The sequence below is a fragment of the Rhizobium sp. P44RR-XXIV genome (assembly GCF_001999485.2).
Lineage (GTDB): Bacteria > Pseudomonadota > Alphaproteobacteria > Rhizobiales > Rhizobiaceae > Rhizobium.
In genome coordinates this window covers 1,536,416-1,550,647 of the sequence record NZ_MPVZ02000029.1, presented here as the reverse complement: position 1 = coordinate 1,550,647, position 14,232 = coordinate 1,536,416, and the positions used below count along the sequence as shown (strand labels likewise).

11 protein-coding genes and 2 riboswitches are annotated in these 14,232 nt (G+C 59.9%); of the genes, 8 read left to right on the top strand and 3 right to left on the bottom strand.

Annotated elements, in window-relative coordinates; all coding sequences use genetic code 11:
• The first annotated feature begins 61 nt into the window (after window positions 1-61).
• The 8 genes from BSK43_RS33050 (at window position 62) to metE (ending at window position 11,418) form a co-directional block, all read left to right on the top strand.
• Window positions 62-1,750 carry a phospholipase D-like domain-containing protein gene (locus BSK43_RS33050; RefSeq protein WP_077471588.1) on the top strand — a complete coding sequence of 563 codons (1,689 nt, stop codon included), beginning with the start codon at window positions 62-64 and terminating at the stop codon, window positions 1,748-1,750.
• Between the two features lie 54 nt (window positions 1,751-1,804).
• On the top strand, window positions 1,805-3,025 hold the full coding sequence (locus BSK43_RS33045; protein WP_077471571.1) for a patatin-like phospholipase family protein: 1,221 nt from the start codon (window positions 1,805-1,807) through the stop codon (window positions 3,023-3,025).
• Window positions 3,026-3,347: 322 nt separating this feature from the next.
• A complete protein-coding gene (locus BSK43_RS33040; protein WP_077471589.1) occupies window positions 3,348-4,442 on the top strand; it encodes a GGDEF domain-containing protein in 1,095 nt (364 codons plus the stop codon).
• A gap of 109 nt (window positions 4,443-4,551) precedes the next feature.
• Window positions 4,552-4,811, top strand: a riboswitch (cobalamin riboswitch).
• 162 nt (window positions 4,812-4,973) lie between these two features.
• Window positions 4,974-5,990, top strand: coding sequence for an ABC transporter substrate-binding protein (locus tag BSK43_RS33035; RefSeq protein WP_077471590.1), 1,017 nt, complete (start codon window positions 4,974-4,976; stop codon window positions 5,988-5,990).
• A 1-nt stretch (window position 5,991) separates the two neighbouring features.
• Window positions 5,992-7,029: an iron ABC transporter permease gene (locus BSK43_RS33030; RefSeq protein ID WP_077471572.1), complete on the top strand. Its 1,038-nt coding sequence runs from the start codon at window positions 5,992-5,994 to the stop codon at window positions 7,027-7,029.
• Window positions 7,026-7,790 carry an ABC transporter ATP-binding protein gene (locus BSK43_RS33025; protein ID WP_077471573.1) on the top strand — a complete coding sequence of 255 codons (765 nt, stop codon included), beginning with the start codon at window positions 7,026-7,028 and terminating at the stop codon, window positions 7,788-7,790. The genes BSK43_RS33030 and BSK43_RS33025 overlap by 4 nt, the downstream gene beginning before the upstream one ends.
• Before the next feature lie 4 nt (window positions 7,791-7,794).
• Window positions 7,795-8,646 (top strand): methyltransferase domain-containing protein, encoded by an 852-nt coding sequence (locus BSK43_RS33020; protein ID WP_077471574.1) that lies wholly within the window; start codon window positions 7,795-7,797, stop codon window positions 8,644-8,646.
• Between the two features lie 96 nt (window positions 8,647-8,742).
• A riboswitch (cobalamin riboswitch) is annotated at window positions 8,743-8,959 on the top strand.
• 98 nt (window positions 8,960-9,057) lie between these two features.
• A complete protein-coding gene (gene metE / locus BSK43_RS33015) occupies window positions 9,058-11,418 on the top strand; it encodes a 5-methyltetrahydropteroyltriglutamate--homocysteine S-methyltransferase (RefSeq protein ID WP_077471575.1) in 2,361 nt (786 codons plus the stop codon).
• Between the two features lie 49 nt (window positions 11,419-11,467).
• Here metE and BSK43_RS33010 read toward each other — a convergent pair whose 3' ends face one another.
• From BSK43_RS33010 to BSK43_RS33000, 3 genes are read right to left on the bottom strand one after another with little or no spacing between them, the layout of a single operon-like run.
• Complete coding sequence (locus tag BSK43_RS33010; protein WP_077471576.1) at window positions 11,468-12,523, bottom strand: ABC transporter substrate-binding protein; 1,056 nt, start codon at window positions 12,521-12,523, stop codon at window positions 11,468-11,470.
• Window positions 12,524-12,556: 33 nt separating this feature from the next.
• Window positions 12,557-13,327 carry an ABC transporter permease gene (locus tag BSK43_RS33005; protein WP_077471577.1) on the bottom strand — a complete coding sequence of 257 codons (771 nt, stop codon included), beginning with the start codon at window positions 13,325-13,327 and terminating at the stop codon, window positions 12,557-12,559.
• Window positions 13,324-14,142: an ABC transporter ATP-binding protein gene (locus BSK43_RS33000; protein ID WP_077471591.1), complete on the bottom strand. Its 819-nt coding sequence runs from the start codon at window positions 14,140-14,142 to the stop codon at window positions 13,324-13,326. The genes BSK43_RS33005 and BSK43_RS33000 overlap by 4 nt, the downstream gene beginning before the upstream one ends.
• Between the last annotated feature and the right edge of the window lie 90 nt (window positions 14,143-14,232).

Sequence of the window (14,232 nt, the reverse complement as noted above, 5' to 3'; positions counted from 1 at the left end):
CCTTCAGCATTCACGCATGAAAACAGGCATCACCTTCATCGAAACGCATCGGGGGATTGAGATGGCTTTTGCGAACACGGGTACCAAAGGAAGTCTTACGGTCAAGCTTTGGCGCGGCGAGCGCATGTGCCTCATCGGCATGGACGTCGCCAACCCCGAGGACGATTTCGTCGGCTTTGCGATCGAGGTGAAAAGCCCCGGTTCGGCTGACTATGTGCCTTTGAGAAACCGGCTGAATTTCGACTATACCAGTGCCGGCGGAAAGGGCGTTGACGGCTTCCGGAATTTTCTGTCGACTGCCGCACCCTTCCAGAAATTTCGCTGGCTGCATTTCCCCTATGACCCGACGGACGGCGACTATCTTTACCGGGTCACCAAGATACATATGAATGCAGCGGGCGCTTTGCGCAGCGGCGATCAGGTTGCTGATCTTCCGATCTCGCTCGATCGCATGACCTATAGCGATTATCTAGATATCGGCTTCACCCGCAATTTTGCCTCGTCGCAGGCCTATGCCGACAAGTTCGGTAACAACCCGAACGTCATTCCCAGCGATCCGGATCAGGGGCTGACATTTACCAAGCTGCAGGGCGATGTCTATCAGTGGCTCGGCTTCGGAGCCTATGACCTCATATTCGGGCTGCTGGACGAGGTGGTGAACGACCCCGGCCTCAGCATCGACGTCTTTGCCTATGACTTCAACGAGCGAGATATCGTTGCCAAGTTGGAAAGCTGCGGCAAGCGTGTTCGCGCCGTCATCGACAATTCGGGATCGCACAAGCCAGCCGGCAGCGCGGAATCTCAGGCGGCAGCGCGCCTTGCCGTCTCGGCCGGGTCCGATGCCGTAAAGCGGATGCATTTCAAGACTCTGCAGCACAACAAGGTCTTCATAGTCAAGCGCGGCGACCAGCCGATCAAGGTGCTGTTCGGTTCCACCAATTTCAGTTATCGCGGCCTCTACATTCAGGCAAACAATGCGCTGGTGTTTCACTCCAGCGATGCGGCCGGATTGTTCGGCCGTGCTTTCGAACTGGCCTTTCGGGGGCTGGATGCGTTCCAGCAGGATAGTCTCAGCAGCAAGTGGAACCTGGTTCAGGCAGCCGGCATGCCGGCCGCGCATTTCTGCTTCTCGCCGCACAAATCAAGCGATCTGTCGCTCAGTCCCGTCGGGGCAGCCATCGATCAGGCTTCCTCCTCGGTCTTCTATGCCATCGCCTTCCTCAATCAGATCCGCTCAGGCCCGGTGCGTCAGGCGGTTGATCGGCTGATGGGCAAGGATGTGTTCAGCTACGGCATTTCCGACAAGGAGGGTGGGCTTGAAATCCGCAAGCCCGACGGCTCCGTCGGCCTGGTGGATTTTAACTATTTGGCAAGCCATGCGCCGGAACCCTTCAAGACCGAATGGAGTGGCGGCAGCGGCATCCATCAGCACGACAAGTTCGTCGTCACTGACTTCAACCTGCCGACGGCCAAGGTCTTTACCGGATCGTCCAACCTGTCCCCCAGCGGCGAAACAAATAATGGCGACAATCTCGTGATGATCGAGGACCAGCGGGTAGCGACATCCTATGCCATCGAAGCACTGCGAATCTTTGATCACCTTCATTTCCGTGCGGCGATGCAGAGTGCTGGTGCGCCCAACAGTTTGACGTTGGCACGGCCGCCGGGCGCCGGCCAGGATGCCTGGTTTCGGCGTTTTTATGCAGCTGGCTCCCAGGATGCGAAGGATCGCCTCCTCTTCTCGCATTGAAGGCGAAGCGATGCCATCAACAACGATTGCCGCTGCCGACTAAGGGTGTGATCCATGAACGATATCGATGCGATACCCCTTTCCACTGAAGGGGAAGCCGTTGACGCAGCCGATTTCCGGTGGGACGGCAACAGCTTCGAGGCTGGGGTCGGCATTGCGGCTTCGGGCGGCGGCTTTCGCGCGATGCTGTTTCACGTCGGCGCCTTCATTCGGCTGGCAGAGCTTGGGCTGTTGCAACAGGCAAAACGCATCTCCAGCGTTTCGGGCGGCTCTATCGCCACAGGCTGGCTTGCCTGCGTGTGGTCGGACTTGGTCAAGGCCGACTTTGGCAATTTGAATGATGTCTTTGTCGGTCCCATGCTGGATTTTGCCCGCTCGCGGATCGATGTCATCGATGCGATTATCGGGCTTTTGCCTGGCACGTCCGCGGCAAAACAGGTCGAGAAATCCTACGACAAGCACCTGTTTCGCGGTCGCAGCCTTCAGGATCTCCCCGATCAGCCGCAATTCGTATTCTGCGCGACGAACCTGCAGACCGGGGTGCTTTGGCGTTTCTGCAAGGCCTATGCCGGCGACTATATTGTTGGACGGCTCGACCGGCCGGATTTTCCGCTGGCCAGAGCGGTCGCCTCCTCCTCGGCGTTTCCACCCTTTCTGTCGCCCATGGTTCTCAACTTCGCGGATGGCAGTTTCCAGGATTGGCCGACTGCGCCGCGCCGACCGGTGCCGTCGATTGGGGATTTTCGCAGGACCGTCATGTTGACGGACGGCGGCGTCTACGACAATCACGGCGTTGAGCCGCTGGTGAAGCGCTTCGCCACCCTCTTCGTCAGCGATGGTGGCGCGCCCTTCAGCCGAAATCCCAGGCTTTGCCGCAACTGGGTCAGTCAGCTTCGCCGGATTCTGGATGTAACCGACAACCAGGTAAGGGCGCTTCGCCGACGCGATCTGATCGGCCGTTTCAAGGCCAGTGATGCGTTTGCCGATGAGACGGCCTTGGTGACGGCGCAAGCCTATGCCCGCTTCGGTGCCTATTGGGGTATCGATACTGATCCCGCGAAACTTGTGCCTGAAGGGGCGTTACCTTGTTCATCGGCCGCCGCGTCTTCCCTTGCCGCCACGCCCACCCGGCTCAGCAATCTTGGTGATGAGATCTCCGAGAGGCTGGTCAACTGGGGATATGCAATCTGCGATCGCAGTGTGCGCGCAAACTATGCCGGACTGATGCGGCCGGTCGCCGCGGTCTGGCCTTTTCCTAAAAGAGCGCTGGGATAGCCGTGCTTGACCATTCAGCGGGAAGCTCCAGATAGGTTCTCACTGAAGCTATCCGTTCAACTTCGTCTTCCGCACAATTTGTGACCTCGAGGGCCGCAGATCGCAAGCCCGACTGTCGCAATGCGGACGCGCATCACGTCAAAAGATCGGCTATCGCGATGCTAGTTATTTCCGGCTCACATTCGAACGATAGAGCGGCTTCTTCGAAGGATATGAGATTTCATAAACCATCTCGAAGCGATTGCGTGATATTCCGGTCTGACTTCGACTATGACCAGTGCGTGCCATTCGCTGCGGCTCCGCGCGAGGATTTGGGATGGTGATGGAAATTCAAACGCATTTGCCTTCCCTGGTACGCGTCCTGGGTCAGGTGGCCATTATTGTCTACGCCTATTCCTGGGTCATCCGGACGATCGAGCGCGGCGTTTTGAAATCCGTTGCCGTCGGCTTGCTCTTTGGCCTGGGTGGTATCCTGTCGATGAGCGACCCAATCCAATGGATGCCCGGCATCTTCCAGGATGGCCGTTCGATCCTGCTCGTTCTGACGCCGATCTATGGTGGTGTGGTTGGGACGGTGGTTGCGGCTGTCATGATGGGTGTGTTTCGCTTCCTGGTCGGCGGCATGGGAGCCGCTGGCGGTGTCGCGGGCATTCTGATCGTTGCAATCGTCGGGTATCTTCTAACGCTCGTGCCGCGGCAGTGGATCGGCACTGGGTGGAAGCGCTCAGCCCTGTTCGGTCTAGCGACGATGACTTCGCTTGTCGTTCTCGTCTTGCTGCCATGGCCGGTCGCGCGTGAGCTTCTCCTTTCGGCGACACTTCCGGTCACGATCGTCAATATCCTCGGCGTCGTGCTGCTGTCGGATTTACTCGAGCGCGAACGCTACCGCATCGGCATCCAGCGCGCGCTTGAGAACGAGGCCAGCCTCGATCCACTGACCAAGCTGCCAAATCGCCGCGTTTTGCAGCGGGAAGGCGATCGTTGCAGCAAGGAAGCCGGAACGAGGCGGATTCCCTTTTCGATCATCATGCTCGATATCGATCACTTCAAGAAGATCAACGACAACTGGGGTCATTCCTTCGGTGATACGGTCCTTGCACGGCTGGCTGATGTGATCCGGCAGACTGTACGCAAGACCGACATCGCCGCCCGCTACGGCGGCGAGGAGATCGTCGTGCTGTTGCCGAACACCGACATGAGGGCCGCCGGAAACCTTGCCGAGAAAATCCGCAACGACATCGAGACGACGGTCCTGATGTTCGAGCAGGAGACGATCCACGTCACGGTCAGCATCGGCATTGCCTGTTCCCATGAACCATCGGCCGACTTCAAGCATGTGCTTGAAGCAGCCGACAAGGCGCTCTATCGCGCAAAGGCAAGCGGGCGAAATCGCGTCGAGCTGGCCGAAACGGCATAGGGCTGCCTTTGATAGTCCCCGCCGGTTTCGGCAATCGCCGGGCTGCTTTTGCGATTTTTCTAACATCCATTGGTTCTCGAGTGTCCTGCTTGACGGCGGACGGCAGTCCGGCGTAACTGGAGGCGACGGTTCCCCGAGGAAGGCTTCGAGGGGATTAATAGGGAACACGGTGAGGACGACCCAAAAGGGACCTAGACCGTGGCTGCCCCCGCAACTGTAAGCGGATTGCCGATCATCCCGGGTGCGACCAGCCTGCTGGCCGCCTCAGGTGGCTTCAGGGCCATGCCACTGCGAACACAAATCGCGGGAAGGCAGATGATCGTCAGACATTCGCGAGCCAGGAGACCTGCCGTCGATCACGATCCAATCAACCGGGCGGGGATGCCTGGAAAGGACAGAGAATGATTGACCTGAGCCTTCGATACTACCAGGCGTTTTTCGGCCTTGATTGCGGTCTTTGCAACCGGCGGCGGTCTGTCTGAGCGCTATTGCGCCGAGGCTGCCAGATTTCCATTCTCATCGAAACCTTTCATGCGCCATTTTTTGACGACCATTACATTTGCACTTGGGCTAACCGGGTTTGCTGCGTCTGGCTTTGCGGCGACGCAGTATCCGCTGACCATCAACAATTGCGGTCAGCAGGTCACTTTTGAGAAGGCTCCGACCAAGATCGTCTCCATCGGCCAGGGCATGACCGAGATCCTGCTGTCACTCGGCCTTGCCGACAGGATTGCGGGAACGGCCGTATGGGTCGGCCCGGTCTTGCCGCAATATGCCGAAGCCAATGCCAAGATCCCGCGTCTGGCCGACAATGATCCGAGCTTCGAGTCCGTGGTCGGCAAGGAGCCGGATTTCGTAGGCGCGGAATTCGAGTGGCATATCGGCGCGCAAGGCGCGGTCGGCAAGCGCGAGCAGTTCTCCGAACTTGGCATCAACACCTATATCGCGCCGACCGATTGCGTCGCCAAGATCAATGCAGAAGGTGGGGACGGCGTGCGCAAGGAGCTGTTCACGATGGGCCTGATCTATCAGGAGATCGATGAACTCGCTGAGATCTTCGACGTTAAAGATCGCGGCGATGCGCTGGTCGCGCAGCTGAAGAAGCGCGAGGCCGATGCCGTCGCTTCGATCTCCGGTGCGCAGGCGAAGAACCTGCCGATCGTGTTCTGGTTTTCCAGCAAGGAAGTGAACGGTGACGCCTATATCGCGGGCAAGAACAGCGCGCCGGCCTATATTCTGAAGACGATCGGCGCGAAGAATGTCGTGACGACCGAGGAGGAATGGCCGCTTGTGGGATGGGAAACGATCGCGCAGGCAAATCCCGCCGTCATCGTCATCGCGACCATGGATCGCCGCCGCTACGCCGCCGACGACCCGAAGGTCAAGCTCGACTTCCTCCAGAAGGATCCGGTCACCAGCCAGCTCGACGCGGTCAAGAACAAGCATTTCGTCATGATGGATGCGCAGTCGATGAACCCGACCATCCGCACCATCGATGGCATCGAGACGCTGGCCAAGGGCATCAAGTCCTTCGGCCTGGCAGAGTAGAATGCGCCTGATTGCAGAACGGCGGCAGAGGTGGGCGCTTTTGGCGCTCACCATGGCCGCGCTGGTGTTTCTGGCATTCATGATCAGCCTTGCGGTCTCGATCGGCGAGATTTCGATCCCGTTGTCGACGACCGCCAAGGCAGTTGCGAACCGGCTGCTCGGAACGGATTTCGAGCTTAGCCGGATTCATCAGGGCATTGTCTGGGACTATCGCCTGAGCCGGGCGCTCGTTGCCGCAAGCACCGGTGCATCGCTGGCCTTAAGTGGCGTGATCCTGCAGGCGTTGTTGCGCAATCCGCTCGCAGAACCCTATGTGCTCGGCATTTCGGCCGGCGCCTCCACGGGTGCCGTCTGCATCATGATCCTCGGGCTCGGCTACGGAATCCTCACTCTTTCCAGCGGTGCCTTCATCGGCGCGGTTGTAGCATTTCTGTTTGTCGGCCTGCTGGCGGCAGGTGTCGGCGGCACCAGCGAGCGCATCATTCTCTGCGGCGTCGCCGGCTCGCAGCTCTTCAATGCGCTGACCTCCTATATCGTCACCACATCGGCCAATGCCGAGCAGGCGAGGGGCGTCATGTTCTGGCTGCTGGGTTCGATGAGCGGCGTGCGGTGGCCGGATGTCTATTTGCCCGGGCCGATCGCCGTTATCGGCTTTGCCATCTGCATGGCGCATGTCCGGGTACTGGATGCATTCGTCTTCGGAACCGATGCCGCGGCTTCGCTCGGCATAGCGGTGCGCCGCGCGCAGATCGTCCTGCTCGGAACGACGGCATTCATGACGGCGGCGGTGGTCAGCATTGTCGGCTCGATCGGCTTCGTCGGGCTCGTCATTCCGCATGCGGCCCGTTTCATGGTCGGTCCCAATCACGATCGCTTATTGCCGGCGTCGGCACTCGGCGGCGCAATCTTCATGGTCGGCGCCGATATCGTCTCGAGGATCATCATTCCCCAGCAGATCCTGCCGATCGGTGTAGTGACCGCGCTGTTCGGCGCTCCGGCCTTCGCCATCATTCTTTATCGCGCCCGGAGGACGGCATGAGCATCGCGGTCGACAAGGTGACTTTTGCCGCCGGCAACACGCTGATCGTCAACGGCATCAGCCTGACGGTGGAAAAGGGAAAGGTGCTGGGTCTCCTCGGGCCGAACGGCTCCGGCAAATCTAGCCTTCTGCGGCTGATCTGCCGGCTCCGCAAGGTGAAGAGCGGCGTCATCCGTCTCGGTGGCGACGACATAGCCTCCATTTCGCGTGGCGATATCGCCCGCCGTGTCGCGCTGGTGGAGCAGCAGGCAACGACGGACATGCAGGTGACGGTCATCGATGTCGTGCGTCTTGGGCGGACACCGCATCGCGGCCCGCTTTCCTCCTGGAGCGCTGGCGACGATATTGCGGTCTTCGATGCGCTTGCCCGCGTCGGCATGAGGGATCGAGCCGGGCAGCTTTGGCAAACCTTGTCGGGCGGCGAGCGGCAGCGTGTTCATATTGCCCGGGCGCTGGCACAGACCCCGAGCGAATTGCTGCTCGATGAGCCGACGAACCATCTCGATATCCAGCATCAGCTCGACATTCTGGGCCTGGTTTCCAAGCTCGACGTGACCTCCATCGTCGCGTTGCACGATCTCAATCTGGCGGCGATGTTCTGCGACAGTCTCGCCGTGCTGCAGAAGGGTGAGGTGGTGGCTGCCGGACCGCCGGAGGAAGTCTTGACGCAGGAGCTGATCGAGCGGGTCTTCGGCGTACGCGCCCATGTCCAGAAGTCCGCCGTCCACGGTCGCTGCAACATTCAATATATGGCGGGCTGATCTGATGGACGGTGCCAATTTCCACCTCAAGGAAGAAATCAGGGACTATTGGTCGAAGCGATCGGAGACCTTCGATCTTGCTTTCGGCCACAGGATAGCACCCGGCCCCGAGGCAGACGCCTGGCAGAAGCCGATCCGCGCAGCGCTTGGCTCCCAGCCAAAGCGTGTTCTGGAGCTTGCCTGCGGCACCGGTGAGGTGACGCGGCTGATCCATGATCTCGGTCACGAGGTGACGGCGCTGGATTTTTCCGAAGCGATGCTGGCCGTCGCGCGCAAGAAACATGCGGGCAAGCCGCGTCTTCGGTTCCTGCTGGCCGATGCCGAACAGACTATGGAGCCGGATGCGGCCTATGATGCAATCGTCTGCCGGCATCTTGTCTGGACGCTGACGCAGCCGGAAGAAACCCTCAAGGAATGGTTTCGGCTGCTCAAGCCCGGCGGGCGTCTTGTAATCTTCGATGGCGATTGGGCCAAGCCGAAGCCGAGCGGCTACATTGCAAGGCTGCTGATTTCGCTGATCGACCGCTTTATCGGCGCTGACCAGAACTATGACGGGGCTCTCAGCAGCCGCCATTCTCGCATCATGGAGGCCTTGCCTTTTGGCAGCGGCCTGCGTTCGGAAGAATTGACCCCGCTACTGTCGGCAGCGGGCTTTGCCGCCATTCAGCTCCAGTCGCACGGGCCTATTGCCAGGGCGCAGCGGAAGAATGCCAATCTGCGGAACAAGCTTCGAACCCTCGTTTATCGGCGCTTTATTCTGACCTGCATGCGGCCATGGACCCCCACCCATTTTCCGCAACGAAATCCAGTGGATGCGGTCAGGCCGGTCCTTGAACCAACCTCGCAGCCGCGATGATCCGGGTTAGCTTCCGGTTGGATTAGAGAGAGCAGCCGGAGCAAATAAACATATAAAGATTTGTTTATATCTATTGACAATTTTGTGCGCTTGGTGCGAAATCCCTAGCGTTATGGTTCTCTGGGGCAATCTATTCGCTCCAGAGCTAAGAGGGAATCCGGTGCGCCGAGAGATCGGCTATTCCGGGGCTGCCCCCGCAACTGTGAGCGGCGAGCCAATGTCCATTCATGTCACTGAGGCGATGAGCCTTGGGAAGACGGACAAAGGCGACGACCCGCAAGCCAGGAGACCTGCCACAACAAAATAACGTCCACGGGCGGGGTGTCCCGGTGGTTGCTGCGGCTGGCCGATATTGGCCGCGTCCGCACGCGTCCGCTTGACCCATGCCCCCACAACCAATGGGGTATGACTATGCCAACCAAAACTGTCCCAGTCGCTTCTCTTGGCTTTCCGCGTATCGGTCGCCATCGCGAGCTGAAATTCGCGCTCGAAGCCTACTGGTCCGGAAAAATTCCCGAGAGCGAACTCATCGAAACCGCAAGCAAGCTCCGGGCTGAAAACTGGTCGCTTCAGCGCGATAGCGGTATCACCCGCATCCCTTCCAACGATTTCTCCTTCTACGATCACGTCCTCGACACCGCCGTCATGGTCGGCGCCATTCCCTCCGTGTACGGCTGGAAGGGCGGCGACGCGCCGCTTTCGCTTTACTTTGCCATGGCGCGCGGCAGCCAGGGCGACGGCCATGCCGATTGCGGCCATACGCATCACGGCCAGGGCGTCCCGGCGCTTGAGATGACCAAGTGGTTCGACACCAATTATCACTACATGGTGCCCGAGGTTGCCGAAGACCAGGACTTCACGCTGACCTCGCAGAAGCCTGTCGATCACTTCCTCGAGGCAAAGGCGCTCGGTATTCACACCCGCCCGGTCATTCTCGGACCGGTCACCTTCCTGAAACTCGCCAAGGCTCGCTCGGCAACCTTCAAGCCGCTGGGCCTGCTGCCGAAACTGCTTCCGGTCTACGAGGAACTGCTGCGCCGGCTGAGCGCTGCCGGTGCCGACTGGGTGCAGATCGACGAGCCGATCGCCGTTCTCGATCTGACCGAGGGCGAGCGCCATGCCTTCTCGGTCGCCTACAAGGCGTTGACCGAGGCGGCGCCGGATCTGAAGATCATGCTGACGACCTATTTCGGCGGCCTTGCCGACAATCTGGCTGCCATCGCCGAGTTGCCGATTGCCGGTGTCCATGTCGACCTGACGCGTGCACCGGGCCAAATCGATGACGTCGCGAAGGCCGTTCGCAAGGATCAGGTTCTGTCGCTCGGTATCATCGATGGCCGCAACATCTGGAGGGCGGATCTGGCCTCGATCATTAACCGCCTTCAGCCTGTCGCGGCGGCTCGCGGTGTCGAAGGCGTTGAGGTGGCGGCATCTTGCTCGCTGCTGCATGTTCCGATCGATCTGGAGCTTGAGACGGCGCTCGATGCCGACCTCAAGAGCTGGCTGGCATTCGCCACCCAGAAGCTCGGTGAGCTTGCGACGCTCGGCCGTGGCCTTGCCGAAGGAAAGGCTGCCGTCTCAGTGGAAGTCGAAGCCGCATCCAGGGCCATCACCGCACGCGCCTCCTCGCCGAAAGTGACCGACCCGTTGGTGCGCGGCCGTCTTGCCGGGGTCGATGTCGCGATGAAACAGCGCAAGAGCGCCTTCGCCAAACGCCGGTCGGTGCAGGCGGAAACGATCAAGCTGCCGCTCTTCCCGACCACGACGATCGGCTCCTTCCCGCAGACGCCGGAAGTTCGCAGGGCTCGCTCGGCGCATGCCAAGGGCACGCTGAGCTATGTCGATTATGAAGCCTTCCTGCGCAAGGAGACCGAAGCCACCATTCGCTGGCAGGAAGAAATCGGCCTCGACGTGCTGGTCCATGGCGAGTTCGAGCGCAACGACATGGTGCAGTATTTCGGCGAGCAGCTATCGGGCTTTGCCTTCACCCAGCACGCATGGGTGCAGAGCTATGGTTCGCGCTATGTCCGCCCGCCGATCATTTTCGGCGACGTTTCCCGGCCGAACCCGATGACCGTTCGCTGGTGGGAATACTCCCAGTCGCTGACGCAGAAGCCGGTGAAGGGCATGTTGACCGGACCGGTCACGATCCTCAATTGGTCCTTCGTGCGCGACGACATCGCTCGCAGCGAAACGTGCCGGCAGATTGCTCTGGCGATCCGTGACGAGGTCGTCGATCTGGAAGCAGCTGGCGCTAAGATGATCCAGATCGATGAGGCAGCCCTTCGCGAAGGACTTCCGCTCCGGCACAAGGACAAGCAGGCCTATCTCGATTGGGCAGTCGAAAGCTTCCGCTTGTGCTCAAGCGGTGTTGCGGACGGGACCCAGGTCCATACGCATATGTGTTACTCGGAGTTCAATGACATCATCATCGCCATTGCCGCGATGGATGCCGACGTCATCTCCATCGAGACGTCTCGCTCGAAGATGGAGCTTCTCGATGCGTTCAGGAACTTCAAATATCCGAACGAGATCGGCCCCGGCGTCTACGACATCCACTCGCCGCGCATTCCAGACGTCAGCGAGATGACCGATCTTTTGTCACTGGCGCGCAGGCGTCTTCAGGATGGCCAGCTATGGGTCAATCCGGATTGCGGATTGAAGACCCGCAAATGGGAAGAGGTGAAGCCGGCGCTCGTCAATATGGTCGAAGCCGCCCGCAGCCTGCGGCTGGAGCACGCCAGGAGTGAAGAGCGCGCCGTCATCGCCTAAGGCATTCCGCTAGACATTGAGAGCCGGCTCGCGTGAGCCGGCTCTCAACTTATCCGCATTCGATGCCGTTTCGATCAGGTCTTTGCGCCTTGGCAAAGGTCGGATCGAATGTCTTCTCGAAAGGCACATCGATATTGGCGAGTTCCGGATCGAGCGTCTTCAGGACGCCCATCATCGAATCATAGCCTTCCTTCGTGACCATGCCGTCAGGCGAATACATTTCCTTCGAATTCTTGAAGGCCTGCATATAGAGATCGCGATTGCCGAGCAGGTATTCCTCGGGCACGACGCCGGCGACATCCTCGGGGCTCGCCGTCCCGAGCCATTTCAGCGCCTTCATGAAGGCATTGACCGTCCGTTGCGTCGTTATCGGATTGGCCACGGCAAATTCGCGTTTGATATAAACGGTGGCGGCTGGATTGGGACCTCCGAAGAGCGCGCGCGTGCCGGCTTCGGTGCGGGTATCAAGCAGCACGGTGATATCGCCGTCATACTGCAATTGCGCGATGACCGGATCGAGATGCGAAAGCCCGTCGATCTGTCCGCTCTTGACCGCCGCGACCGCTCCGGCGCCGCCCCCGACGCCGATCAGCGACGCGTCGTCGACTTTCAGCCCGTTCTTCAGCATGGCATATTGGAACATCAGCGCCGTCGATGAGCCGGGTGCGGTCACGCCGATCTTGCGGCCCTTCATATCGGCCATGGACTTGATCTCGCCAGCAAGCTCCTTGCGCACGGCGATGACGATCCCGGGGAAACGGCCGAGATTGCAGATCGCGACGATGTCCTGTCCCTTGTTCTGCATGCGGATCGTATGCTCATAGGCGCCGGCCACGACATCGAGCGAACCGCCGATCAGGCCTTCCAGCGACTTCGAGCCGCCGGCGAAATCATTGATGGTGACGTTCAGGCCCTCTTCCTTGAAGAAGCCCTTTCGCTCGGCGATCGTCAGCGGCAGATAGTAGAGCAACGGCTTGCCGCCGACGCCGATCAGAAGATCGGGCTTCTCCGGTTTGGCATCCTGTGCCGCCGCCGGCAGAATGCCGCCGAGCGAAGCCCCGATGCCGAGGCTTGCCGTTGCGATCAGAAATGTCCTGCGTTCCATGTCGTCCTCCTCCATTTCCTCATTCTATGTGTTCTACTGGCCGCGCCAGGCGAGTAGCCGGCGTTCGGCCACGGTCACCAGCCAATCGACGATCAGGACGAAGGCCGTCAGCACGACCATGCCGGCAAAGACGCCCGTCACGTCGAAAACGCCTTCCGCCTGCTGGATCAGGTAGCCGAGGCCGGCAGCCGAGCCCAGATATTCGCCGACAACAGCGCCGACGACCGCAAAGCCCACGGAAGTATGCAGGCTGGAAAATACCCAGGACAATGCCGAGGGCAGGTAGACATGGCGCAGCAACTGGCGCTCGTTCATGCCAAGCATCCGCGCATTCGACAGGACAGGCTGGCTGACTTCCTTGACGCCCTGGTAGACGTTGAAAAAGACGATGAAGAAGACAAGCGTGATGCCGAGGGCGACCTTGGACCAGATGCCAAGACCAAACCAAAGGGCGAAAATCGGGGCCAGCACGACACGAGGTAGTGCATTCGCCGCCTTCACATAGGGGTCGAAGACGGCAGCGACCAAAGGCTTGCGCGCGAACCAGAAGCCGAAAACGATGCCGCCGAAAGAGCCCAGCAGGAAGGCGAGGAGGGATTCCGACAGCGTGATCCAGAGATGGTACCAGATCGATCCGCTTGCGAACCATTGCACGACACGCAGCGCCACCTTCAGGGGATCGGCGAAGAAGAAGGATATGGTCTTCGGATTGCCGAAAAGCGTCGTGGTGGTCGCCAGATGCCAGACCAGCAAGATGATGACGGCCACAAGGATCTGCAACAACAGGAGGAAGGAGCGGTTCATGCGGTCTCTCCGCTGGTCTGAAGATAGGCCGTCATGACTTCATCGCGCAGTGCCTGCCAGATGTCCCGGTGCAGCTGAATGAACACGGGATCATGCCGGATCTCGGCGATATCGCGCGGCCGTTCGAGCGTGACTTTGAAGTCGCCGATGATGCGGGATTTCGGACCGGCGGACATGATGACGACGCGGTCGGCAAGAGCGATCGCCTCGTCCAGGTCATGGGTGACGAACATGACGGCCTTGCGATCCTCCGACCAGAGTTTCAAGAGAAGATCGCCCATGATCAGGCGGGTCTGGGCATCGAGCGGACCGAACGGTTCGTCCATCAAGAGGAGCTTGGGATCGCGGATCAGTACCTGCGCGAGACCGACACGCTTGCGCTGGCCGCCTGACAGCATGCGCGGAAAGCGATCGGCAAAAGCGGCAAGGCCGACGCGGCTCAGCCACTCAAGGGCATTCTTCTTTGCTTCGGTCGGAGCAATGCCGGCAATCTCGAGTCCGATCGCAACATTCTGCAGCACCGTCTTCCACGGCATCAGCGAATCCTGCTGGAAGAGATAGCCCGCCTGTCGATTGATCGCCTTCAGTGGCTGGCCGAATATTTCAACCGTGCCGGATGCCGGTGTCAAAAGCCCTGCCGCGGCATTGAGAAGGGTGGATTTGCCGCAACCCGTCGGACCGACGATGGCCACGAATTCGTGCGCGCCGACATCCAGATCGGTTGCGGAAACGGCATCAAACCGGGTCTTGTTGGCCATTTCAAACGAAATCGCCACCTTCTTCAGGCTGACCGCCCGCACAGCCTCCATCATCATGCCCTGCTGTTCCTTCCGGACGCCCCAACTTGTTGGAACGTCAGGCATTGTGCTTTCCCGTCAAAAGATCAAAGCAGGCCCTGGCAGTCA

Excerpts from the sequence above, each read along its gene's own strand:
- BSK43_RS33050 (WP_077471588.1), top strand. The coding sequence starts at position 62 with ATGGCTTTTGCGAACACGGGTACCAAAGGAAGTCTTACGGTCAAGCTT.
- BSK43_RS33045 (WP_077471571.1), top strand. The coding sequence starts at position 1,805 with ATGAACGATATCGATGCGATACCCCTTTCCACTGAAGGGGAAGCCGTT.
- BSK43_RS33040 (WP_077471589.1), top strand. The coding sequence starts at position 3,348 with ATGGAAATTCAAACGCATTTGCCTTCCCTGGTACGCGTCCTGGGTCAG.
- BSK43_RS33035 (WP_077471590.1), top strand. The coding sequence starts at position 4,974 with ATGCGCCATTTTTTGACGACCATTACATTTGCACTTGGGCTAACCGGG.
- BSK43_RS33030 (WP_077471572.1), top strand. The coding sequence starts at position 5,992 with ATGCGCCTGATTGCAGAACGGCGGCAGAGGTGGGCGCTTTTGGCGCTC.
- BSK43_RS33025 (WP_077471573.1), top strand. The coding sequence starts at position 7,026 with ATGAGCATCGCGGTCGACAAGGTGACTTTTGCCGCCGGCAACACGCTG.
- BSK43_RS33020 (WP_077471574.1), top strand. The coding sequence starts at position 7,795 with ATGGACGGTGCCAATTTCCACCTCAAGGAAGAAATCAGGGACTATTGG.
- metE (WP_077471575.1), top strand. The coding sequence starts at position 9,058 with ATGCCAACCAAAACTGTCCCAGTCGCTTCTCTTGGCTTTCCGCGTATC.
- BSK43_RS33010 (WP_077471576.1), bottom strand. The coding sequence starts at position 12,523 with ATGGAACGCAGGACATTTCTGATCGCAACGGCAAGCCTCGGCATCGGG.
- BSK43_RS33005 (WP_077471577.1), bottom strand. The coding sequence starts at position 13,327 with ATGAACCGCTCCTTCCTCCTGTTGTTGCAGATCCTTGTGGCCGTCATC.
- BSK43_RS33000 (WP_077471591.1), bottom strand. The coding sequence starts at position 14,142 with ATGATGATGGAGGCTGTGCGGGCGGTCAGCCTGAAGAAGGTGGCGATT.